Source organism: Psychromonas sp. MME2, from assembly GCF_040566515.1.
In the GTDB taxonomy this organism is placed as follows: Bacteria; Pseudomonadota; Gammaproteobacteria; order Enterobacterales; family Psychromonadaceae; genus Psychromonas.
Genome location: NZ_JBEWXI010000012.1, coordinates 550,679 through 573,219, shown reverse-complemented (window position 1 = coordinate 573,219; position 22,541 = coordinate 550,679). Strand labels below are relative to the sequence as shown.

Genomic DNA, 22,541 nt, shown 5'->3' with positions numbered 1-22,541 from the left:
GATAGTTTTTGTTACCATTATTAACGTAAAAACAGATTCGATTATAGCAAATACAATGCGGTTTCATGAACCAGTAAGAGTAAACAACCAATAATTGTTTACTTAAGAGCAATTTAACGTTGATTTTAATACTGTAGAAACGAAAAAGCCCACTGAAATCAGTGGGCTTTTTCTTTAATGTGGCGGAGGAGGAGAGATTTGAACTCTCGGAGAGCTATTAACCCTCGCTGGTTTTCAAGACCAGTGCATTAAGCCGCTCTGCCACCCCTCCGGAACGAGGCGCATATTAAACATAATTAATAAAAAAGCCAAGCATTATTTTTATTTATTTTAATTTTCATGCCTTTTGAGTATTTGCCCCTTTTATTGAACGGCAATCCCCTTTATATTTACCTACTGTCTTGCCATTCAGTTTTCGTTTGTGCACAGCATTCATTTTAAGGTTTTATTTTATGTTTCAGAACAACCCATTGCTTAGCCAATTAAAAACTCAAATTCAAGAAAACATCCCGAAACGTCAAGGCATTGTAAAAGCAACTGAACGTGGCTATGGTTTTCTAGAAACAGACAAAGGTAAACGCTTTTTTATCCCGCCGAGTGAGATGAAAAAAGTATTGCATGGCGACCATATCAATGCGTTTATTCGTGAAAATGGTGATAAATCAACGGCGGAACCTAACAAATTAAAACAAGCTGGCATTGATGTTTTTATTGCCCGTCTATCAGTGAAAGGCAAACATCTTAATATCGAACCAAATAATCCGCTATTAAAGGCATTTTTCAAGGTCAAAGGCGGCCATCAGCTTTTACAAAATGGCTATCTTGATGGAGATTGGGTAAAAGTAAAATTATTGAGTCATGCCTTAGAAGGCAATGGTTTTATGGTCGAGGTGATTGAGAAGATTGCCGATGGCAGCGATCCCTTTGCCTACCGATTAGTGGCGGTTGCAACACATAATCTTCCCGCTAAAGCCCCTGAATTTGACCATCCATGGCAGGTTATTGATACAGATCTAGAAAGAGCCGATTTAACTAAAACACCTTTTTTTACCATTGATGGTGCTAATACACAGGATATGGATGATGCACTCTATATAGAAGAAAATAGCGCGGGTTGGCTACTAACCATCGCCATTTCCGATCCTTCTGCCTACGTGCCTGAAAACAGCTCCATTGACGATGAAGCAAAACGACGTGCCTTTACTCACTACCTACCCAATTTCAATGTACCAATGTTACCGCGAGATTTAAGCGATAGTCTCTGTTCATTAAAAGAGGGAGAAAAGCGAGCTACACTTTGTTGCGCTGTTCAAATCAATCATGATGGCCAATTAGAGGGGCCAGCAACCTTTTTTGCTGCATGGATAAAATCACATTATCGTCTTAATTATAATGATGTTTCCGATTATCTAGAAAACGAAGAGGGTAATAATGATGTGTGGCAACCTAGTCGTCAGTTAAGTAAGCTATTACACACCTTAAATGAGGCGACATTAAAACGTTTCACATGGCGAAGCGATAATAATGTCGTCTTTAAAAGCCAACCAGACTACACCTTCAAACTCAATAATAAAGGTGAAGTGTACGAAATTATCTGCGAGCCAAGACGCACCGCGAACCGTCTCGTAGAAGAGTCGATGATTGCCGCTAATATTTGTGCGGGTGACTTTTTAGCAAAACATAGAGCGCAAGGCGTCTTTAATAGCCATTCTGGTTTTGCTTCCGACCGTTTAGCTAAAGCCGTCGAATTACTGGCTGAATATGGTATAGAAAGTGATGTTGATGCTTTATCAACGTTAACCGGTTATACCAAAATGCGTCAACAAGTGAGTAACCTGCATAATAACTATTTAGACCATAGACTACGTAAACTGCTTGCCTATGCAGACACCAAAAGTAAACCAGAAGCGCATTTCACCATGGGCGTTGAGCATTATGCGACATGGACATCCCCCATTCGTAAATATGGTGATTTAGTTAATCACCGATTAATTAAGTCAATCCTATTAGAAACAGAGAGCTGCGAAGTCGCTGATGATATTGGTCTGTTACTTAATGAAGCTCGTAAATTACAACGTCTAGCTGAAAGAGATGTCAATAACCTCCTTTATTGTCAGTATCTTAAAAGTCAGGAGCAATCACAGTGGCGTTATAAAGCGGAGATATTTGATATCGTTAAAGCTGGACTACGTGTCCGCGTACAGGAGAACGGTGCAACCTTCTTTATTCCTGCAAGCTTGTTAGTGAAAAATAGTAATGATGCTAAAGCGATAGAATGTAGCCGTGAACTTGGACAAGTTAAAATGGGTGCGCAAACTGAATTACAACTGGGTGATGTTATTGATGTTATGCTCCATAATGTCAACCTTGAGAGTAATCAACTTATTGGCAAATTAGCGGATCCACTTAGCGCGCCACTATAGATATCAGCTGAAGTTAATCCACTATGTTGGATTAACTTCAAGCCGCCTCTAACCCACATAAACTTCGCGGTTAAGAATCCCCCATAGATATGCTAGAATCCCCTTCTCTATATTCCAACATAAGTTAAGTTAGGCAAATACAATGAGCGTTGATTTATTACAAGCTGATAGGCCACTTTTTTCATATCCCAAATATAAATCGCGAACTGAAAAAGCAGCGCCATTTTTGCCTATGTCTCGTAAAGAGATGCAGCAACTCGGTTGGGACAGTTGTGACATTATCTTAGTGGTTGGTGATGCCTATGTAGATCACCCAAGTTTTGGTATGGCCGTTATTGGCCGGACGCTTGAAGCGCAGGGGTATCGTGTCGGGATAATCGCACAACCCGATTGGAGCAGTAAAGATGCCTTCATGCAGCTGGGCAAACCCAATCTCTTTTTTGGCGTCTCTGCGGGTAATATGGACTCCATGATCAATCGCTATACGGCTGAGCGTCGTCTGCGTCATGATGATGCCTACACGCCAAATAATGAAGGTGGCAAACGCCCAGATCGCGCTGTATTAGTCTATACGCAACGTTGTAAAGAGGCTTATAAATCAGTCCCCGTTGTGATCGGCGGCATTGAAGCGAGTTTACGCCGTATCGCCCATTATGATTACTGGTCAGATAAAGTACGTCGATCTGTTATTCTCGATGCTAAAGCGGATATTTTGCTCTATGGAAATGCTGAGCGACCACTATTAGAAGTGGCTTACCGACTCTCTCAGGGTGAACAAATTAAAGAGATGGTCGATATTCGCGGTACCGCGGTGTTAATTAAACAACCCTTAGATAATTGGCAGGGACTCGATTCTCGTAAGGTCGATCAACTCGGCAAGATAGACCCCATTATCAATCCCTATGCCGATATAAACGTTGCCTGTGCCACGCAAAAACTGGCAGATCCTTCTCTTAATGACGCTCCAACACAGGTGATCACGATTCAACCTGAGCAGCATCGACCAGCAAAGCAGAAGCCTTGGGAAAAAACCTATATTCAATTACCCAGTTATGACCATGTCAGTCAAGACAAGGTGCTTTATGCACATGCTTCACGCGTTATGCACCAAGAAACCAACCCCGGTTGTGCACGCGCATTAGCGCAATATCATGGCGAACGTTTAGTGTGGATCAATCCCCCCGCTTATCCATTAACCATGGAAGAGATAGATAGCGTATTTGGACTGCCCTATCAACGCATTCCTCACCCTGCCTATGGAGATGCTAAGATCCCCGCTTACGATATGATCAAATTTTCGATTAATATTATGCGTGGTTGCTTTGGCGGCTGTACCTTCTGTTCCATAACCGAACATGAAGGACGAGTGATCCAAAGTCGTTCGGAAGATTCGATTATCAAAGAGATAGAAACGATTCGAGATAGCGTGCCCGGCTTTACAGGCGTCATATCTGACCTTGGTGGGCCAACGGCAAATATGTATCGTCTGAAATGTAAAAGCCCCAAAGCGGAGCAAACTTGCCGACGTTTAAGCTGTGTCTTTCCTGATATTTGTCATCACATGAATACCAACCATGAACATACGATTGGCTTATATCGCCGCGCACGGAAATTATCTGGTATCAAAAAGATTTTAATCGCATCGGGGGTTCGTTACGACATCGCAGTGGAAGATCCTGCCTATGTGAAAGAGCTCGTTGAACACCATGTTGGCGGCTATTTGAAAATAGCACCAGAGCATACGGAAAAAGGCCCATTAGATAAAATGATGAAGCCTACCATGAGCAGCTATGAAGCGTTCAAAAATATGTTTGAAAAATACTCCAAAGCTGCGGGCAAAAAACAGTACTTGATCCCCTACTTTATTTCTGCACATCCAGGTACTACAGACCTTGATATGGTTAACCTTGCTTTGTGGTTAAAAGAGAATAATTTTAAATTAGATCAAGTGCAAAATTTTTATCCGTCGCCCTTAGCGAATGCAACGACCATGTACCATACGGAAAAAAATCCACTACATAAAGTATCAAAAGATAGTGAGCAAGTATTCACCGCAAAAGGGGGACGTCAACGTAAAATTCATAAAGCAATTCTACGTTACCATGTACCAGAAAACTGGCCATTAATTCGTGAAACATTGAAAAAACTGGGTTTAGCGAGAAAGTTGATAGGTAAAAGCCCACAACATTTAGTGCCGCCTGAATCGCGTAACGAGCAACAAGGGGTGCTACAACAACAGCAGTTTGCAACCAATAAACCAGCTCAAAGCGCAGTCACACGTCATTCGGGTTCTGCACAATTTAAAAAGGCAAACTCATCAACGAGCAAAAGCAACAAAGCGAGCGGCAAAAAAGTTGCTAAATTAACTGGCAGTAAAAAGCCGGAAAATTGGGGAATTTTAAAAAATAGAACGTCCAGAAAATGAGTGTGACAGTGTGGTACTATCGACAAATTCAAGTTCGCCACCCACTGGCACACCATGCGCAATACGGCTTACGGCGATATTGTATTTTTTTGCTAAGGTCGCAATATAATAAGCCGTTGCCTCCCCTTCTACCGTTGGATTCGTTGCTAGAATAATCTCCTCTATTTTTCCCTTAGCTAATTGGCTTTCCAATAAAGGCAAGCCCAACTGCTCTGGACCAATGCCATCAAGAGGAGAAAGGTGCCCCATTAATACAAAATAGGTGCCAGAAAAAAGCGCAGTTTGTTCGATGGCAAGAACATCCACGGGCATTTCCACAACACAAATTAACGGACTATTATTACGCTTCTCATTACTACAGATGTTACATAACTCGGTTTCCGTGAAGGTGCGACATTGCTGGCAATGACCAATCTCATGAATTGCCCGCTCTAGCACATGGCTCAGCCTTAAGCCGCCTTGACGATTTTTATCTAACAGGTGATACACCATACGTTGCGCTGACTTTGGGCCAACACTAGGTAAGCATTGCAACGCTTGAGTTAGTTCTTCAAGTAAAGAGATAGAGCCCATATACACACTTCTTATGCTATTAAATTAATGATAATGATGCGTGCGATGTTAACACGCCTTGCCAATTTGCTATAGCCATCATCATACAATAGTTACGGCACTAGATTAACCACTGAGCAACAATAATTAGCAACAAAATAAAACTCATACCTTGCCAAAACAGAACCGGATTACGTTCAATGAGTGGCCGACTCGTGCGATTTATAAACCTCTTATTTGGCTGCTTTAAATCATGTATGAATTCCGATAACTCTGCGTAACGCTTTGCAGGTTCAACGTTTAAGGCCTTACGCAAGGTGTCGTCAATCCAGATAGGAAATTCGGTATCATCATTAATTAAACTTGTATAACTCAAACGTCGTTGTGCCGAAAGACTTCTTACCTGCGCTATTTTTGCATGGTATGGAAAACGGCCTGATAACATTTGGTAGGTAATGACCGCTAGTGCATAAATATCGGAACGGGCAGTGCCAACTTCACCTAAAAAATATTCAGGAGCAGAGTAACGCATAGTACCTCTTACTGCTTCTTCATTTTTAATATCCGTTACTCCCGCGATGAAGGTCGAACCAAAATCGATGATCTTAACGGTCTGGTTATGGTCAATCATAATATTATCGGGGCGTAAGTCTTGATGAACCATCTCTTGTCGATGAAACGCTTGCAACCCCTTTGCAACTTGTCCAATAATATCTCTTACTTGATTAATGGTTGCTTGCGGGTTGTCTATCATCCACTGTTTTAATGAAATACCTTCAATATATTCACTCACCAAATATAAGAAATTGCGCTTACGAGTTGGCTCTATTGCTTTCACCACATGCGGATTATTAATACGTTTGGCGATCCACTCTTCGAGCATAAAACGTTCTAGGTATTGTTTATCATTACGCAGTTCCGTTGAGGGGGTTTTAATAACCACAAGTTGCTGACTTTCTATATCAGATGCTAGAAATACATGGCTACGACTGCTTATATATATTTCACGAAGAATCGTATAACCATCAAATACCATTCTCGCTGTTAATCTCGGCGGTAAAGGTAGCATTGAGACATGCTGCTGAACTTCGCTGAGTTGATAATTGGGTAATTTTTCTATCTTAACAATCTGAATAGTTAAGTTATCATCACTACCCGACAACATCGCTTGCTCTATGATCCTCTCTGCGGCAAGCGTTAAATTATCAAATTCTGCAATAGTCGCTAATATATACGCTTCACTAACAAACTCATAGACACCATCAGTAGCGAGAATAAATAGATCCCCCTCTGCGATAATTTCACTGTGATAATCAATATCTAAAGCGGGATCTATCCCTAAAGCACGCGTTAAATAACTCACTTCTGAAGAAACAACGCGGCGATGATCCTGGGTTAATTGTACTAATTGATTATCTGAAATACGCAAAATACGGGTATCACCGCAGTGCAATAAATGGGCTGTATTAGATTTAATGATGAGGGTGCTAAAAGTCGCAATGTAGCCTTTATCTTTTTCATAACGATAGGGGCTATTAGCTGTTTGTGCATATAACCAATGATTGATTGATTTAATGACTTTCTGAGCCGATGTGTTAACAGACCAAGAATCAGAGGTACAATAATAATCTGCTAAAAAACTTGCCACAGCGGTATCGCTGGCTATTTGACTAACATGACTTGAACTGATCCCGTCAGCCATAGCCAGCACAACACCTTTGCTACTTAATAAAGGTTCGTTAGGGATAACATATCCCATTGCATCTTGATTGATTTTTTTAATACCTTTATCGGTTGCTTGACCAATGCTGACAGCTAACGCTTGCTCCATCAATTATCTCCTACCTTTATTACCCGAATGAGATTTTCACCGTGGGATCTGCCCATGTTTTATAGTGTGCCCTAAATAAAAAGGCTCTAAAGTCTTATCACTTTAGAGCCTAAATAAGGCTGCCGATTAACAACAGCGATTAAGCAATTTTACGCACAGGTGATGTTTTAACATGGGTGAAATAAAGTGGTAAACCAACCAGTAACAAGCCACCGACAAGGTTACCTAATACGGTAGGAATTTCATTCCATAATAAGTAATCATAAACTGTAAAGTCTCCCCCCATGATCATAGAGAAAGGGAATAAAAACATATTAACAATTGAATGCTCAAACCCCATGAAGAAGAACAGCATAACAGGCATCCACATGGCGGCCATTTTAGCCCCAGCACTGGTGGAAATCATTGCTCCAACAACCCCCATGGAGACCATCCAGTTACATAACATACCGCGAATAAAAATCGTTATCCAACCACCTAGACCATGTTCTTGATAGCCTAATGTTCTAGCTTCACCAATACTACTTACTTTAGCAGCTAAAGCGCCGCCATCCGTAGAGTAACCATAGGTTAGAATAAACGAGATGAAAAAGGCGGTGGTTAAAGCACCAGCAAAGTTACCAATAAAAACAAGCCCCCAGTTACGAAGCACGCCAGCAGCGGTAACACCTGGACGTTTATCAAATAACGCTAATGGAGCCAGCGTAAATACTCCCGTTAACAGATCAAATTTCATCAAATAAAGCATAATAAAACCGACTGGAAACAGACAAGCACCTAAAATAGGACTCCCTGTTTTTGTTGCCACGGTTATCGCAAACACAGCGGCTAAACCTAAAATGGCCCCCGCCATAAATGCACGTATAAGGGTGTCTTTCGTCGACATGTATACTTTTTGTTCACCAGAATCAACCATTTTGGTGACAAATTCACTCGGTTCTATATATGACATAATACATCCTCTGTATATTGGTTTAAAATTATTTATGCATGCCCTAGATCACGCTATTAACAGATTAGCAACATACATACCAATAAATTAAAATGACATAAGCAATTGATTTTTAATGGCAATATTTTGTTCGATAAGTAAATGATATTTTTACAAGCACCATAACAGTGCTGAAAATGCAGTTTCGCACTAAATTGGGTTAAGTTTTTAACAAAAATTTAACCTGCGGTTAACTTAAAAAGGTGCACCGCATCAACCAAAGGGAGTGCCACACCATGTATCGTGGCAATCAATACATCTAATTAAGCAAATGGCATAGTTTTCGCTTATTACAAATTTCTTTAATGTAAAAGAGCCCCATGCACAGGTAAGTGCATAATCAATAAAAATGAGGTGAATGATGTCTGATTTAACAAATCTACTGTTAGAGGCAAAATCAAATAAAGGCTTATCCTTTACGGATCTCGGGGATGCGCTAGGCAGAAGTGAAGTATGGACCGCTTCACTTATCTATGGCCAAGCCAGTGCATCAATTGAAGAAGCGCAAGCTTTACTTTCCATACTAGAAATTGATTTATCATGGACTAAAGCGCTTACGCAATATCCAGTTAAAGGGCTCATTGATACCGTACCAACTGACCCCTTAATTTATCGCTTCTATGAAATTATGCAAGTTTACGGACTCCCGCTTAAAGATGTTATTCAAGAAAAATTTGGGGATGGTATCATGAGTGCAATAGATTTCACTCTTAGCGTCGATAAAGAAGAAAACCCTGCTGGCGATCGGGTCGTGATCACCATGAATGGTAAATTTTTAGGTTATAAAAAGTGGTAACAGTAATGCCATGAACTAGAGGTAACAATAGCCATTATTCATAATGGCTATTGTTGCTTTATATCTCATTTTAATAAACCAGATCAAATACTATACCCAAATATAGTTATACTAATGAATACGACTCTCCAATATTAAAAATAGACATTAGGCGAACAAGCACTAAATAATGAAGGTAATATGAAAAAAGTATTATGCTTTGCTTTATATATCATACTGTTATTTTTTTCTTTCCCCATATTTGCAAAACAAAAAATATTAATAATAGAAAGTTACCACAGTCAACACAGCTGGGACCAAAGCTATATTGAAGGCATAAAATCTGTACTTAATGATGACTTTGAACTTATCTATTTCCAAATAAATGGCAAACGAATAGCTAAATATCAGTATCAACAGCAAGCCAATTTAGCATGGGAATTTTTTGAGGAGAAACAACCTGATTTAGTTATATTAGGTGATGATATTGCACTACTCCATCTCGGTGAACGTTTAAATCAAACACAAACTCCGGTCATCTATTTGGGAATAAATAACAATCCTCGCAATTACAATATCTATCCCAGTGATAATATTTGTGGAGTGTTAGAACGACCACTCATTAAACGAGCTATTCCAACCATTGCTCAGGTACTTGCTAAAAAAGTAAATCGCGTCTTACTCCTATTTGATAACAGTACCACTTCTCACGTCATTTTAAATGAGGTCTTTGCGAACTCGACTAAGATAAAAGTATCATCGATAGAAGTAGAAATAAAACTTATCGGTAACTGGGAAATTTGGCAGGAGGAGATAAATAATGCAGATGAAAATAATTATGACGCACTATTTATTGGCACCTATCACACCCTTACTAACGATAAAGGCGAACATATTTCAGAAGATACAATTATCAATTGGAGCGTCAACCACACGCCAATTCCTCCCTTTGCATTTTGGGATTTTTCCGTAGGAGAAGATAAAGCAATTGGAGGATTAGTCCTCGTTGGCTTTGAGCAAGGAAAAATAGCAGCAGAAATGGCCAAAGAGGTATTAACTACAGACAAAAAAATGTCTTTATTAAGACCTAGAACAGCCCAAAGAGGGCAATATATATTTAGCCGCCATGGCTTACAAAAGTATGGCATCACACTGCCGGAAGATATTGCAGCTAAAGCAACCTTGATAGATTAATCGCCATCTCACTAAGGCGAGCACCTCCATGAGAGACACAGTAGCATCGATTCTTTACTTAACTAGCTTTATCTTCGCTTTATAATATCATTGATATATATGCTAAAATTAGCAGCGAAGTAATGTTTTTATAAACTATAATAAAAAGCGTTTATACTTTTTATAAACCAATCACAAAGGACGTTGTAATGAAACTCTTTATAAAATTATTTGTTGGAGTGCTAACTCTATTTATCCTTGCCGCTATTCTTTTATTCACACTCGTGGATCCGAATGATTATAAAGAAGAGATCCAGGTTCAGGTAAAAAAAGCGATCAACCGTGATTTACTCATTAATGGCGATCTGGGGTGGACATTTTACCCTCAGTTAGGGTTTAGTAGTGGTGAAATTGAGCTACTCAACCCGAATGGATTCAACCGTAAAAATTTAGCAAAAATTAACGATGCAGCGGTAAGCTTAGCGTTAATGCCACTATTTAAAGGCGAAATCCAGATCGGGGAACTGACCTTAAATGGCCTACGTTTCAACTTAATTACGAATAAAAATGGCTTATCAAATCTAGATAATATGGTACCTAAGCAAGCAAGCAGTAATACAACGGCCAAAGAGAATAACAAAACAGAGAGCAGTGATAGTGCTAACAATAATTCAGTAACCCTCGATACCATTAAATTGGCAGGCATCAATATCAATGATGCAATCATAGAGGTGCAAGATCTCACCGTCGGGTCTAAAACCGAAGTTACTATAGAGCAAATTAAATTGGGCTCATTTGAACTTGGCAAAGCGACTGATTTATTAATTATCACCAATATCGTCATTGATAAAATTTACGGACGAGCAGAGTTACAAGCACAATTAATGGTTTCGCCCGATCTCAACCATCCAATTAAATGGGTTGAATTTAGAGACTTTATTTGCAGGCGACTCACTACCTAATAAAAAGTTATCAAGCAAAATCAGCAGTAATATAACTTATACCATCCCCAGCAAAAAAGCTGATATTACCGATTTAACCCTCGCGGTTGATGATATTCAATTACAGGGCAAGCTTTCAGTACAAACGACAAACACAACGAAGGTTCGTTTTGATTTGCAGGGTAATGAATGGGATCTAACGCCCTATCTTCCTGCAAAATCGGAAACCGCTGACGTTGAAGGGGCAGATCAAAATAGCGCCGATCCAGCAGCGGAAATTGAGCCCAATTTAGCGTTTTTAAACACGCTTGATGTTAATGGTGCTTTAACAATTGCAGGCATAAAAGCCAATGAGATTAAAATAGGCAAAATTGATATGAAGGTTTTAGTGAACAAAGGTAAAGCCGAAATTAAACCGCTAACCGCCTTGTTATACGATGGTCAACTAACGGTTAACGCCCTTGTCGATGATGCCAAAGGAATGAATAAGTACAACATTTCGACCACTCTTAAAGATGTTGTCATACGTCAGTTATTAACCGATGCTGCAAAGATAGATTTCCTAAGCGGTAAAACGGCCTTTAATTTTTCAGGCTCAGGTACAGGATTAACCAGTAGTAAAATAAAAGCAGGTTTAATGGGTAAAGGTGATTTTACATTATTAGATGGCGAGATATATGGGGTTAATGTCCCACAGGAAATACGCATACTGAAAGCGAAAATAAAAGGTAAAGAACTACCAACGGAAAAAAGCATTAAAAAGACTGATTTTGCATCGTTAAAAGGGAATTTTACTATCCAAAAAGGACAAGTTGATAACCAAAAGCTATTGATGCTATCACCCGTCATGCGTTTAGATGGCGCGGGATTAGCTGATATTTTAAAAGAATCATTAGACTATAAGTTAAGTATTACCCCACTATCTAAAAGCGATGAAAAAACAGAAGTCTACGACCTAAATGGCATTACCATCCCAATGTTGATCAAAGGTTCTTTCTCTGAGCCAAAATTTAGCCTTGATATGGATGGCGCGTTGAATGAACAACTGAAAGCGAAAGGCAAAGAACTTGAGAATAAAGCAAAGGATAAACTAAAAGAGCAGCAAGACAAATCGAGTGATGAACTCAAAGAAGAAGGTAAAAAAATAGAGGACAAACTTAAAGGTGAACTTGGTAAGCTATTCGGCTAACCACGCAAACAAGATGATAAATGGCCCTAAGTTGTTAACCGTCAACTTAGGGCTTTTTTATAAATTTCAAAGGCATTAAAATTTGCCCATAATAGCTAACAAGTTTACGGTTCACATCCACTCCAAAATAAAAATTTATGATCACGGCAAAAACTAAGCATGGTCATATTTTTGCAACAATTCCCCCTTATTATCAGCTTCATCGAAGAGTATTTATCATTCTAAATAAGGATATTATATGCAATACGACAACCACTATTTTGAGGTAGATAGCACTCACTTATTACATCTCAGCACGAGAAAAAAAGCCCCTAAAGTGAGAAAGTGGCGAGAAATTGAAGCGTTTAAAGCTCGTCAAGCATTGACCAAAGAACTCTATGATTTAGATCCGACCTTTCAACTCTCTTCACTCGATTTTTTATAATAAAACAGCGCCGCGATTAACAATAATAGCGGCGCTTTTTTACCCATGTCATTTATATAGCAAATTAGATGGTTAAAAAAAAACAAAAAAATCGGCAAAAAAATCGAAAAAATCGGACACCCAAACATTTGATTGATTTGCATCAATCAAATGTTTGGGTGTCCCCCTATTGGTGCCTACAGCCGTTATGCGTAATTTCCCCCGATTTAATTGCCTTGTTATGTTTTTTATACCATAATCCAATACATATTGGTATTAACTAAAAAGGTTTTAACTATGGCTAAAAATACAAGCGTTACTTTAGGTGATCATTTTGATCAATTTATAAGCCAACAACTTCATTCAGGTCGCTACGGTTCAGCAAGCGAAGTGCTTAGAGCTGGTTTGCGAGCATTAGAAGATGAAGAAACCAAACTACTTAATTTACGTACTATGCTAGTTCAAGGTGAACAAAGTGGCACCGTTGAGTATAGCTATGACTCATTAATAGCTGAACTTGATAAAGACAATCACTAATGAAGAAATTCGTATTATCAGGTAAAGCAAAATCAGATTTAATAAAAATTGCAAAATACACCCAATTAACATGGGGTCAAGCGCAACGAAATAGTTATTTAAGAATACTTGATAACTCATTTCAATTATTAGCAGATGCCCCCGAAATCGGAATTAACTGCGATTATATTAGAGAAGGTTATAGTAAGTACCCTCAGGCTAATCATGTTATTTATTACAAAGAGCATAAAGAAAATCAGATACTTATTGTGCGTATTTTACATAAAAGCATGGATGTAAATCGCGCTCTCTGAGCCTGAAACATAACGAGGCTGTAGAATTTCTCATTTTCAGCCTGATTATTTAAAATAAAAATAACATTAATTCACATTTACTTGAGATTCAAATAGATTATTCACTTTTCAATAAATGATTGATTAAATTGAATTGTAAACGTGTTTATGAGGCTAATTTGGTTGGATTATTGCGGTTTAAGGGCTTAACCCTTGGGTTAATGTAGGCAAAACAACAAAATCGGACACCCAAACATTTGATTGATTTGCATCAATCAAATGTTTGGGTGTCCTCAATTGGCGGTATTATTCCAGATCGGGCTTGTTCAACACCCGAATAAGGTGTCGGCTGCGCGACACCTATTCTTGTTTTTTATGTTTTTTTTGCACACTGATCAGTTATTACATCACTAAGTTTGAAAAAAACTAGCTCCTGAAGATACAAAGGAGGTTCTTTATCTCCTTTTAACCAACTCTGCAACGTTCTTTGTGGAACGTCATATAATATAGAGCAAAGTACTTTTTGGCTTACTTTTAATTCTTCTTTCTTCTTCTGTAATTTATGACAAAATAGCATCTTAATCTCTTGACGTTGCGCACTCAGTGCGTAATAATATTTGTAATTCTCTTATTATACCAAAGGTTGCTTAATGTCTAAGCCAATATTGTTCTCTTTCTTCTCCGGCAGTGGTTTTTTAGACCTCGGATTTGAAAAATCGGGCTTCGATGTCCAGTATGTCAACGAATTTCACAAACCATTTCTCGACGCTTATAAATATAGCCGTTCTTCAATGGGGATTTCTGAACCTCAATTTGGATATAGCAATGAGAGTATTGAAGAATTAGTAGAAGGAGATTTAAAAGAATCCTTTTTAGAAACAGTTAATAATGCAAAAAAACAAAATGAGTTAATAGGTTTTATTGGTGGGCCTCCATGCCCTGATTTCTCTGTTGCAGGAAAGAATAAAGGTAAAGATGGTGAAAATGGTCGATTAACACAAGTTTACGTTAATGGAATAATTAAGTTCAGCCCGGACTTTTTTATATTTGAAAACGTTAAAGGCTTATGGCGCACTGCGAGACATAGAGAGTTTTTTGAAAAAGTAAAATTAGAGTTAGAAGAAGCTGGTTATATACTAACAAATCGATTGACAAATTGTATTGAGTATGGCGCGCCTCAAGATAGAGATAGAATATTACTTTTTGGAATAAAAAAGTCCAAATCTAACTCTAAAAATAATGAACAATTAGAAATGGATTTTAATTGGCAATCTGAATTGAAGTACGATAGAAATCTAATATTTCAAAAAATAGAATGGCCTACTCGTGATATATACAAAGAAAATGGTGAAAAAACAATTCCAACTGAAATTAAAAAATATGAAGAATTAACAGTTGAATATTGGTTCAATAAGAATAATGTTAATGCCCACCCTAACTCTAAGCATCATTTTGTGCCTAGAGCTGCATTACCTAAGTTTCAAGTAATTGACGAAGGAGATGATTCTAAAAAATCGTTTAAAAGATTACATAGATGGAGATACTCACCGACGGCTGCTTATGGAAACAATGAAGTTCATTTACACCCTTATAAAAGTAGACGATTATCAGCAGCTGAAGCTTTAGCTATTCAGTCACTGCCAAAAGACTTTTCTTTTCCTGATACGATGACTTTATCGAATATGTTTAAAACTATAGGGAATGGAGTTCCGTACGTAGCAAGCTTAGGACTTGCTCGTACAGTTAAGAAATATCTTGATTCTTTTACTCATTGAGAATGATTTTAAAAGCGTCATCGCAATTTGAATTGCTATTAATGGTAAACACCTCATCAACCGCAGCTTGTGGGGTGGCTTGAACATCGAGAATAGAGTGTGTCGCCACTGTTCGTAATCCACGCCGATCTGCGTCAGATATTTTTGTTGCAGCGCCGTAGTATTTTAAACCCTTAGGATTAATAACCCAATCTCTAGTTTGAAGGTGCACATATGTTGCCTTCATAAGAGAACCTTCATGCGACAATTGCAGCCTACAATCAGGTCGAAATGTTGTTTTGACTGAAAGATAGCCTGATATATTTTCAAATGAACACTTACCAATAAAATGCTGATAGCTTTTTTCTAACTTATCTATTGAGTCAGGGGTAAAACCTGAAATACTTTTTTGGAATTCACCATCAAGTTTAATATTTGTTGTATCAATAATAACAAAATCAGGGTTGGAAGTTATTAATTGTACATCAGCAGTTTTCTTTACCTTTAATAGTAATCATTAATATAACCATACAGCTCATCGTTATATAGTGCCGCCACGTCAAAACTTGATACATTTGGTAAAAGAAGGAGAATTAAGTTTTTATTGTTTTTGATCCTATAATTCCAAGCATTTGCTGCTAACATCCATTCATACCAATCACCATGACAATTACTTAATGCTCCGGACGTTACTTGAGGATGTTTATCTTTGATTATTTTATCGAATTGTTCTAATAAACCCGAAAAACTTGAATCTTCTGAAGGAAGCTCATAATTAAGAAGAGAGCAAAATGTATCCACTCGCTTTATTTGTGGTTTTCCTTTTTCGGAGAATTCGACTATCGGAGGCATATTTTCCCTTTTTTACAAATAGTTAAAAATACTTTAACTATAATAACCTCCGATTGAAAAACATGAAACTGTTTCTTCCATTCAATTAATCGAAGCTATTCAAGAAATCGGACACCCAAACCTTTTTGTTGATTTACATCAATCAAATGTTTAGGTGTGCTCAATTGGCGCATAATAAAACAGGGCGCTAATAGCGCCCTATTTTATTATATTATTTAAGGAAAGGCGTATTGGTATGCACATGTAAATTTTGTGCACGATGGCGTAACAAATGGTCTAATAAGGTAATTGCCATTTGCGCTTCAGCAATCGGTACCGCCCGAATACCAACGCAGGGATCATGACGACCTTTAGTTATCATCTCAGTGGCTTCGCCATCAGTGGTAATGGTACGTCCGGGAATCGTTAAACTCGATGTTGGCTTTAACGCAATGTGAGCAATAATATCCTGCCCCGTTGAAATACCGCCTAAAATCCCACCAGCATGATTCGATAAAAAACCCTCTGGCGTCATTTCATCACGATGTTCAGTTCCTTTTTGACTGGCAACGGCAAAACCATCTCCTATCTCAACCCCTTTTACGGCATTGATACTCATCAATGAGTGAGCCAATTCTGCATCTAAACGGTCAAATACAGGCTCACCTAACCCGACAGGTACGCCAGATGCAACCACGGAGACCTTTGCTCCGACAGAGTTCCCTTCTTTAATCAGCGCTTTCATATAGTCTTCAAGCGCGGATATTTTGCTTGCATCGGGAAAGAAAAAAGGATTATTTTCAACTTCATCCCAATTCAATTGATCCGGTGTAATATCACCAAGTTGACTTAAATAGCCGCGAATGACAATGCCAAATTGCTCAAATAAATATTTCTTAGCAATAGCCCCTGCAGCTACGCGCATTGCAGTTTCACGTGCCGATGAACGCCCACCACCACGATAATCACGGTGTCCATATTTTTGATGATAGGTGTAATCGGCATGTCCAGGACGAAATAAGTCTTTAATTGCTGAATAATCTTTAGAGCGCTGATCGGTATTCTCAATTAATAAACCAATACTACAGCCCGTTGTTTTTCCTTCAAACACACCAGATAAAATTTTAACCTGATCGCCCTCTTGACGCATTGTAGTATAACGCGACTGCCCAGGACGACGTCTATCTAAATCGTGCTGTAAATCAGCTTCACAAATAGCTAAGTTAGGTGGTATACCATCTACGATACATCCTAATGCGGCCCCGTGACTTTCGCCGAAAGTGGTCACTTTAAAAAGTTGGCCAATACTGCTTCCTGCCATGATTTGTTTTCCTACTATAAATAAATTAAACCAAGGTTATAAACTAACTGAAATATCATCAAGTTGTTCTTTAGTTAACACGAATATACCATGCCCACCGTTAGCAAGCTCTATCCAAGTAAATGGAATCTCTGGATAATTATTCTGTAAATGAACCTGTGAATTACCCACCTCGACAAACAATAAACCGCCGTCGTTGAGTCTATCTGCCGCTTGAGAAAGCATTTTTCGAACTAAGTCTAAACCATCGTAACCACATGCTAACCCTAATTCAGGTTCATGTTTAAATTCTTCAGGTAAGTTTGCCATATCTTGCGCATCAACATAAGGTGGATTTGATACGATTAAGTCATATTTTTCATTTTCTACACCGGAAAATAGATCCGATAACATCGGAATAACTTGCTGCTCTAAACCATGCCCTTGAATATTAATATCAGCAACTTCTAAGGCATCATCAGAAATATCCACCGCATCAACTTCTGCATCGGGGAAGGCATAGGCACAGGCAATAGCGATACAGCCACTGCCTGTACAAAGATCCAAAATACGTTGCGGTGACTGCTTTAACCAAGGAGTGAAACGCGCTTCAATTAATTCAGCAAAGGGAGAGCGTGGCACCAATGTGCGTTCATCAACATAAAACTCTAATCCACAAAACCACGCCGTATTGGTTAAATAGGCGACGGGGATACGTTGATCAATACGTTTAACAATCAGCTCAACTAACATTTCCCGTTCGCGACGAGTAAGACGACCGCTGATAAGCTCACTACTAGCAAAAAAAGGTAAATTAAGTGATGGCAAAATTAAGCGCATTGCATCATCTAACGCATTATCAGCACCATGCCCATAAAAAAGCCCTGCACGGTTAAATTCAGTGGTTGCCCAGCGGATCATGTCTTGAATTGTTAATAACTCATTAACCGCTTCTTCTTTTAAAATGCTATCCAATGTAGACTCCAATTAGGTAATAGCAATCACATTTTCAATGTAATTGGGGTAAACTACTGACATCAAAATAGCGCTTTGGAAAGACCATGACCGATAAAACTAAAAATGATGATTTTTCACTATTCAGTGCAGAGTTTTCTGGTATTAAAAAATTAAAACAGGATACCATAAAACTACCGCCTAAAAACAATAAGAAAAAACAGGTAATTCAAAAAACTATTATTGCTTCCTTTGAGAGTGAACATTTCTCCGATGGCTTTGAGCCACACCTTGCCGAAGAGAACCGTTCCTTTATATCCGACAAGATGCTCAAAAATATTTAATAAAACAGTTAAGACGTGGTGATTTTGCACCCGAAATTATTTTAGATTTACATGGATTAACTCAAGAGGAAGCTAAGCGCGAGCTCGGTGCTTTGATTGCATGTTGCAAAAAAGAGGGACTATACTGCTGTAGCGTCATGCACGGTGTCGGTAAATATGTGTTAAAAAAACAAGTGCCATTATGGTTGGCCCAACATCCTGATATTTTAGCCTTTCATCAAGCCCCCCTTGAATTCGGTGGTCATGGAGCCCTACTTGTTTTAGTTGAACTTGAAGATTGGCAGATGAAGCGTGAATATGAAAAATAAAAGGTATAGCGCAATTTGACGCATACTTTATAACTATTCATCGCGTTTGGGGAAGCCATTAAAAAAGCCCTCAATATCGAGGGCTTAACATTTATTATCAATAGTTATCGATTAAACGATACAATACATCTTATTGATTTAAATATTTAATTTCTACACGCTGATTGGCAGTACGACCTTCAGCGGTGTCGTTACTCGCAATCGGGTAAGCTTGACCATAACCTGTCGCGAGTAACAAATTACCATCAACTCCCTTAGAAACTAAATAAGCAACAACGCTTTCAGCTCGTTTTTGCGATAACATCAAGTTCGATTTAGCATCACCTGTATTAGATGAGAAACCAATGACAACGGCTTTCTTCGGTTGTCTCATTAAGTTATTAGCTAAAATATTTAACACAGTTTTAGCTTCGTCCGTCAAATCAGAAGACCCTACGTGGAAAGTAACACCACGCAAAATATCCCCACTTGATGGAGTTTTGCTCGAAACATTGCATACTCTTCAAGATGAGCAGTAAAAACTCCGGCTAATTCTTCTGAACGAACATAACAGGTATCCTCAACAATAGCGCGGTTTGCAACTGCCGAGTCGGCTGCAGCCATTGCTTTATCATAGGTTGATTGTCTTACCTTCTCACGTCCATCAAGAATTGCTTCTGCATTAGCTATATCCATGGCAGCTTGATGTGTTGCAACAATACAAGCACCATCAGGACCTGATTTAGCGGCGTCGATTTTACTCTGAACAGGCCCTACATCGACTGTTGAACAGCCAGAGACAATTAGCAATAAAGATGCAGCAGGTAACGCTTTTTTAAAATTGAACATAACTAACCTCATTTAAATAACAGCAAGTAAAACGAGTATAATACATGGTTAAAGTTATGCAAAAAAAAAGACTAAAAGACGCTGATTTTAATGAAAAACAAACTATCTACGCCACTCAATTAAGCCCATAAAGGATGATTAAAAGGAAAAAATAATTTATCCCCCCTTATAAAATACGTTCACCGAAATGAAAAACGCAAAATTCACCCTCGGACATTTTTACCCACTGTTCATCTTTCGTTAATGGTCTAGTTGCAATAACAGTAACAATATCGCTATCCGATGTCTCCTGCTGAAAATCAACGGTCATATCCTCATCAATCAACTGTGCCTTACCAAAGGGAGCGCGCCGCGTTATCCAATGCAAGTTATTCGTGCAATAGCACATAACGTATTCACCATCGCTTAAAAGCATATTAAACACCCCCATTTTACGGAGCGTATCAGCATAACTGGCGATTTTTTTAAACACTGGCAACATATCTGTAGGCTCATTGGAATAATCTTCAGATATTTGTTCAAGAATCCAACAAAATGCACGCTCACTATCCGTTTCACCAACGGGCAATGCACGCCCCATTGGCAGGGCTTCATAGCCTGTTAGCTGACCATTATGCGCATAGGTCCAATTTTTTCCCCATAGTTCGCGTGTAAATGGATGGGTATTTTCCAAACTCACCCCCCCTCTATTGGCTTGGCGAATATGGCTAATAACGGATTTGCTCTTAATGGGATACTCTTTTACCAACTGCGCAACACGTGAATCGCAACTTGGTCGAGGATATCTTAAAACTACGACACCCCTTTCCTTCGTAAAAGGTAATTCCCCAACCATCCTTATGTGGCCCAGTATCACCACCACGTTTAACTAATCCACTAAAACTAAAACAAATATCAGTCGGTACGTTGGCACTCATGCCTAATAGTTCGCACATTTAAGCAATCCTCAATGATTCAAATACAATTTGATAAGGATAACATGCACAGCCGAATTGATAACTATTCCTAATCGTAAAAAATCTGCTCATACTAATAAAAACCGCATCCATAGTGACTTTGGGTAAGTATAAATTTTGAGACCAGACGCATATATTACCTTGTCTCAAACCATTACGACTATTACTACTGGATTTTTCGATAAATGTCGTTATAGTCATGGTCTTTCTTCAAATCAGGATATGGAATATGGTTATCAGACAATCCTCTGTTATTTTACTTACTAGCTTACTCCTCGCAAGCTGTTCAAATTATTCATTAGAAGCGACTCAAGAAGCAAATACAAATGCGTTTCAACCAATAGCAAAAGCCCGCAATGAATTAGCAAACAAAACCGTTTGTTGTACTACTTTTCAACAATTAAAATATAAAGAGATAAAGAGTGATGGGCCGCTAAGCATCGCGATTACAGATCAATCACAAGCTTATAATTTTGCTAACGGCAAAAGCTTTGTTGAAGCCTATAAAATAACAAGTAAAAGCCAAGAATTAAGATTAGAGATGGATAGTTTAATATTTGATTCAGTGTTAATGCCTGAAGTAACATTATTAGATGCCAACTTTAAAGTGACTCGTACCATCAAAGCCAGACAATTTATTTATAAAGAAGCTAAGGTATTAAAAGGCGACAGGCTATTCGCTTCATTAACTATATATCGCCAACAAGCGAATAATCCTGCGAATGAAACTTATATTTTATTCCATACTTCGCCAGAAAACATGAAGGGAGGCACAACCATAATCCACCCTGCGAAAGCTTTTGCTATTGCTCACAGTACAGTACCACCAGAGATCCCAGATCCGATTATCCCCATTCTGCAACTGGTTTAATAGAGCTTAATGTTGCGAGTAAAAATACAACAACGGATAGTGAAAATGGCTACAATCCATTGGCAAACCTTTTATCAATCGAGCCTAAATCAGAGTCTATATCGGAACAAGATGCACACTACAACACGGAAATCTTAGCTGCAATTGCAGATAATGAAATTTCTCGTGCACTAACGCTGGTACATGAAGCTGAATCTATAGGTTCCACAACGGCTCGCACGACCTTCACCGATGCACTTAAAAAACGCAACGAAACAGTAGTACTCAGTGAACAAGAATATAACCAAGAAATTATTGATGCGATTTCTGTCAATGAGATAGCGAAAGCGCTCGCATTGGTTGATCAAGCGGAAGCTGCGGGTTCGCCAAGCGCAAGACAGACGTTCCTTGATGCGCTTGATAACAATAAAACACCTCAAACTCGTGTAGAGGTAAAAAAAGATATCAACCAACAAATTAAAGATGCCGTTGCCGCTAAACAAACAGCTAAAGCTCTGCAATTAGTGAATAAAGCAGAATCAGAAGGATCGACAACAGCTAGAAAAACCTTTGTCGACGCCCTTAAAGCAAGAGATGGACAGTAACCCCCATCTTTAAAGTGAACAGGATAAAAAGCCAGTGATGGGCTCCCTCACTGGCTTTTTTTTGTAAAAATTTAAATCTAATATTTACCTGCACCAACCTATTTATACTTATACCAATCAGCATAATATTTTGGTCGTAGCTGGTTGAGGAAAAATGCTAGAGTAACAGCAGAAACGCTGCTATCTATTATTTTAATCACCAAGATAGACCTGAGAGTAAAAAACGACAGCATGAAGTTAGAAATATTGACTTAAATGACTTTATGATATTGGCAGGAGCTATTTAGCGAATAAAAAAG

General features: G+C 38.6%; 23 protein-coding genes, 1 tRNA gene and 1 pseudogene. 14 read left to right on the top strand and 11 right to left on the bottom strand.

The window, feature by feature from the left end; all coding sequences use genetic code 11:
• Positions 1-180: 180 nt before the first annotated feature.
• A tRNA-Ser gene (locus tag AB1A03_RS13225) sits at positions 181-271 on the bottom strand.
• 181 nt (positions 272-452) lie between these two features.
• Here AB1A03_RS13225 and AB1A03_RS13220 point away from each other — a divergent pair.
• Positions 453-2,423 carry an exoribonuclease II gene (locus AB1A03_RS13220; protein WP_354625095.1) on the top strand — a complete coding sequence of 657 codons (1,971 nt, stop codon included), beginning with the start codon at positions 453-455 and terminating at the stop codon, positions 2,421-2,423.
• A gap of 142 nt (positions 2,424-2,565) precedes the next feature.
• Positions 2,566-4,848: a YgiQ family radical SAM protein gene (locus tag AB1A03_RS13215; RefSeq protein WP_354625094.1), complete on the top strand. Its 2,283-nt coding sequence runs from the start codon at positions 2,566-2,568 to the stop codon at positions 4,846-4,848.
• Here the strand turns inward: AB1A03_RS13215 and recR are convergent.
• The 3 genes from recR to AB1A03_RS13200 all read right to left on the bottom strand — a co-directional run bounded on the left by recR (position 4,822) and on the right by AB1A03_RS13200 (position 8,183).
• Entirely contained in the window at positions 4,822-5,421 is a 600-nt protein-coding gene (gene recR, locus AB1A03_RS13210; protein ID WP_354625093.1) for a recombination mediator RecR, read from the bottom strand. The two genes, AB1A03_RS13215 and recR, sit on opposite strands and share 27 nt — an antisense overlap.
• Positions 5,422-5,521: 100 nt before the next feature.
• Positions 5,522-7,231, bottom strand: a complete 1,710-nt coding sequence (locus AB1A03_RS13205) for a bifunctional protein-serine/threonine kinase/phosphatase (protein WP_354625092.1) — start codon at positions 7,229-7,231, stop codon at positions 5,522-5,524.
• A 139-nt stretch (positions 7,232-7,370) separates the two neighbouring features.
• The gene (locus AB1A03_RS13200) at positions 7,371-8,183 is read right to left on the bottom strand and encodes a formate/nitrite transporter family protein (RefSeq protein WP_354625091.1); all 813 of its coding nucleotides are present in this window, start codon (positions 8,181-8,183) and stop codon (positions 7,371-7,373) included.
• A 400-nt stretch (positions 8,184-8,583) separates the two neighbouring features.
• Between AB1A03_RS13200 and cynS the strand changes: the two genes are divergently transcribed.
• From cynS to AB1A03_RS13160, 8 genes are all read left to right on the top strand, one after another.
• Positions 8,584-9,018 (top strand): cyanase, encoded by a 435-nt coding sequence (gene cynS, locus AB1A03_RS13195; RefSeq protein ID WP_354625090.1) that lies wholly within the window; start codon positions 8,584-8,586, stop codon positions 9,016-9,018.
• Between the two features lie 180 nt (positions 9,019-9,198).
• Positions 9,199-10,191 carry an ABC transporter substrate-binding protein gene (locus AB1A03_RS13190; protein ID WP_354625089.1) on the top strand — a complete coding sequence of 331 codons (993 nt, stop codon included), beginning with the start codon at positions 9,199-9,201 and terminating at the stop codon, positions 10,189-10,191.
• 188 nt (positions 10,192-10,379) lie between these two features.
• Complete coding sequence (locus AB1A03_RS13185; protein WP_354625088.1) at positions 10,380-11,132, top strand: AsmA family protein; 753 nt, start codon at positions 10,380-10,382, stop codon at positions 11,130-11,132.
• A complete protein-coding gene (locus AB1A03_RS13180) occupies positions 11,092-12,300 on the top strand; it encodes an AsmA family protein (protein ID WP_354625087.1) in 1,209 nt (402 codons plus the stop codon). Before AB1A03_RS13185 ends, AB1A03_RS13180 begins: the two co-directional genes overlap by 41 nt.
• 238 nt (positions 12,301-12,538) lie before the next feature.
• Positions 12,539-12,724, top strand: a complete 186-nt coding sequence (locus AB1A03_RS13175) for a DUF3545 family protein (RefSeq protein ID WP_354625086.1) — start codon at positions 12,539-12,541, stop codon at positions 12,722-12,724.
• Between the two features lie 276 nt (positions 12,725-13,000).
• Positions 13,001-13,240, top strand: a complete 240-nt coding sequence (locus AB1A03_RS13170) for a type II toxin-antitoxin system ParD family antitoxin (protein WP_354625085.1) — start codon at positions 13,001-13,003, stop codon at positions 13,238-13,240.
• The gene (locus tag AB1A03_RS13165; RefSeq protein WP_354625084.1) at positions 13,240-13,533 is read left to right on the top strand and encodes a type II toxin-antitoxin system RelE/ParE family toxin; all 294 of its coding nucleotides are present in this window, start codon (positions 13,240-13,242) and stop codon (positions 13,531-13,533) included. The genes AB1A03_RS13170 and AB1A03_RS13165 overlap by 1 nt, the downstream gene beginning before the upstream one ends.
• Before the next feature lie 629 nt (positions 13,534-14,162).
• The gene (locus tag AB1A03_RS13160; protein ID WP_354625083.1) at positions 14,163-15,287 is read left to right on the top strand and encodes a DNA cytosine methyltransferase; all 1,125 of its coding nucleotides are present in this window, start codon (positions 14,163-14,165) and stop codon (positions 15,285-15,287) included.
• Here the strand turns inward: AB1A03_RS13160 and AB1A03_RS13155 are convergent.
• From AB1A03_RS13155 to prmB, 4 genes are all read right to left on the bottom strand, one after another.
• Complete coding sequence (locus AB1A03_RS13155; protein ID WP_354625312.1) at positions 15,277-15,699, bottom strand: Cfr10I/Bse634I family restriction endonuclease; 423 nt, start codon at positions 15,697-15,699, stop codon at positions 15,277-15,279. The two genes, AB1A03_RS13160 and AB1A03_RS13155, sit on opposite strands and share 11 nt — an antisense overlap.
• 71 nt (positions 15,700-15,770) lie before the next feature.
• Positions 15,771-16,118, bottom strand: coding sequence for a Cfr10I/Bse634I family restriction endonuclease (locus tag AB1A03_RS13150; RefSeq protein ID WP_354625082.1), 348 nt, complete (start codon positions 16,116-16,118; stop codon positions 15,771-15,773).
• A gap of 211 nt (positions 16,119-16,329) precedes the next feature.
• Positions 16,330-17,418 (bottom strand): chorismate synthase, encoded by a 1,089-nt coding sequence (gene aroC, locus AB1A03_RS13145; protein ID WP_354625081.1) that lies wholly within the window; start codon positions 17,416-17,418, stop codon positions 16,330-16,332.
• A gap of 36 nt (positions 17,419-17,454) precedes the next feature.
• Positions 17,455-18,372: a 50S ribosomal protein L3 N(5)-glutamine methyltransferase gene (gene prmB, locus AB1A03_RS13140; protein ID WP_354625080.1), complete on the bottom strand. Its 918-nt coding sequence runs from the start codon at positions 18,370-18,372 to the stop codon at positions 17,455-17,457.
• 86 nt (positions 18,373-18,458) lie between these two features.
• Here prmB and AB1A03_RS13135 point away from each other — a divergent pair, with 86 nt between their 5' ends.
• Together AB1A03_RS13135 and smrB are read left to right on the top strand one after the other, a co-directional pair.
• Positions 18,459-18,695 carry a hypothetical protein gene (locus AB1A03_RS13135; RefSeq protein WP_354625079.1) on the top strand — a complete coding sequence of 79 codons (237 nt, stop codon included), beginning with the start codon at positions 18,459-18,461 and terminating at the stop codon, positions 18,693-18,695.
• Positions 18,668-19,003 carry an endonuclease SmrB gene (smrB, locus tag AB1A03_RS13130; RefSeq protein WP_354625311.1) on the top strand — a complete coding sequence of 112 codons (336 nt, stop codon included), beginning with the start codon at positions 18,668-18,670 and terminating at the stop codon, positions 19,001-19,003. The genes AB1A03_RS13135 and smrB overlap by 28 nt, the downstream gene beginning before the upstream one ends.
• A gap of 130 nt (positions 19,004-19,133) precedes the next feature.
• Here the strand turns inward: smrB and AB1A03_RS13125 are convergent, their stop codons facing one another.
• The 3 genes and pseudogenes from AB1A03_RS13125 to AB1A03_RS13115 all read right to left on the bottom strand — a co-directional run bounded on the left by AB1A03_RS13125 (position 19,134) and on the right by AB1A03_RS13115 (position 20,766).
• Positions 19,134-19,424, bottom strand: coding sequence for an OmpA family protein (locus tag AB1A03_RS13125; RefSeq protein WP_354625078.1), 291 nt, complete (start codon positions 19,422-19,424; stop codon positions 19,134-19,136).
• 11 nt (positions 19,425-19,435) lie between these two features.
• The gene (locus AB1A03_RS13120) at positions 19,436-19,831 is read right to left on the bottom strand and encodes a hypothetical protein (protein ID WP_354625077.1); all 396 of its coding nucleotides are present in this window, start codon (positions 19,829-19,831) and stop codon (positions 19,436-19,438) included.
• Between the two features lie 166 nt (positions 19,832-19,997).
• A pseudogene (locus AB1A03_RS13115) lies at positions 19,998-20,766 on the bottom strand (class II glutamine amidotransferase).
• A gap of 250 nt (positions 20,767-21,016) precedes the next feature.
• Between AB1A03_RS13115 and AB1A03_RS13110 the strand changes: the two are divergent.
• Together AB1A03_RS13110 and AB1A03_RS13105 are read left to right on the top strand one after the other, a co-directional pair.
• The gene (locus AB1A03_RS13110; protein ID WP_354625076.1) at positions 21,017-21,658 is read left to right on the top strand and encodes a MalM family protein; all 642 of its coding nucleotides are present in this window, start codon (positions 21,017-21,019) and stop codon (positions 21,656-21,658) included.
• Positions 21,659-21,717: 59 nt separating this feature from the next.
• Positions 21,718-22,242 carry a hypothetical protein gene (locus AB1A03_RS13105; protein ID WP_354625075.1) on the top strand — a complete coding sequence of 175 codons (525 nt, stop codon included), beginning with the start codon at positions 21,718-21,720 and terminating at the stop codon, positions 22,240-22,242.
• The last annotated feature ends 299 nt before the right edge of the window (positions 22,243-22,541 follow it).

Bases quoted from the DNA above. Each gene is read 5' to 3' on its own strand.
- AB1A03_RS13220 (WP_354625095.1), top strand. From the start codon at position 453: ATGTTTCAGAACAACCCATTGCTTAGCCAATTAAAAACTCAAATTCAA.
- AB1A03_RS13215 (WP_354625094.1), top strand. From the start codon at position 2,566: ATGAGCGTTGATTTATTACAAGCTGATAGGCCACTTTTTTCATATCCC.
- recR (WP_354625093.1), bottom strand. From the start codon at position 5,421: ATGGGCTCTATCTCTTTACTTGAAGAACTAACTCAAGCGTTGCAATGC.
- AB1A03_RS13205 (WP_354625092.1), bottom strand. From the start codon at position 7,231: ATGGAGCAAGCGTTAGCTGTCAGCATTGGTCAAGCAACCGATAAAGGT.
- AB1A03_RS13200 (WP_354625091.1), bottom strand. From the start codon at position 8,183: ATGTCATATATAGAACCGAGTGAATTTGTCACCAAAATGGTTGATTCT.
- cynS (WP_354625090.1), top strand. From the start codon at position 8,584: ATGTCTGATTTAACAAATCTACTGTTAGAGGCAAAATCAAATAAAGGC.
- AB1A03_RS13190 (WP_354625089.1), top strand. From the start codon at position 9,199: ATGAAAAAAGTATTATGCTTTGCTTTATATATCATACTGTTATTTTTT.
- AB1A03_RS13185 (WP_354625088.1), top strand. From the start codon at position 10,380: ATGAAACTCTTTATAAAATTATTTGTTGGAGTGCTAACTCTATTTATC.
- AB1A03_RS13175 (WP_354625086.1), top strand. From the start codon at position 12,539: ATGCAATACGACAACCACTATTTTGAGGTAGATAGCACTCACTTATTA.
- AB1A03_RS13170 (WP_354625085.1), top strand. From the start codon at position 13,001: ATGGCTAAAAATACAAGCGTTACTTTAGGTGATCATTTTGATCAATTT.
- AB1A03_RS13165 (WP_354625084.1), top strand. From the start codon at position 13,240: ATGAAGAAATTCGTATTATCAGGTAAAGCAAAATCAGATTTAATAAAA.
- AB1A03_RS13160 (WP_354625083.1), top strand. From the start codon at position 14,163: ATGTCTAAGCCAATATTGTTCTCTTTCTTCTCCGGCAGTGGTTTTTTA.
- AB1A03_RS13150 (WP_354625082.1), bottom strand. From the start codon at position 16,118: ATGCCTCCGATAGTCGAATTCTCCGAAAAAGGAAAACCACAAATAAAG.
- aroC (WP_354625081.1), bottom strand. From the start codon at position 17,418: ATGGCAGGAAGCAGTATTGGCCAACTTTTTAAAGTGACCACTTTCGGC.
- AB1A03_RS13135 (WP_354625079.1), top strand. From the start codon at position 18,459: ATGACCGATAAAACTAAAAATGATGATTTTTCACTATTCAGTGCAGAG.
- AB1A03_RS13120 (WP_354625077.1), bottom strand. From the start codon at position 19,831: ATGTTCAATTTTAAAAAAGCGTTACCTGCTGCATCTTTATTGCTAATT.
- AB1A03_RS13110 (WP_354625076.1), top strand. From the start codon at position 21,017: ATGGTTATCAGACAATCCTCTGTTATTTTACTTACTAGCTTACTCCTC.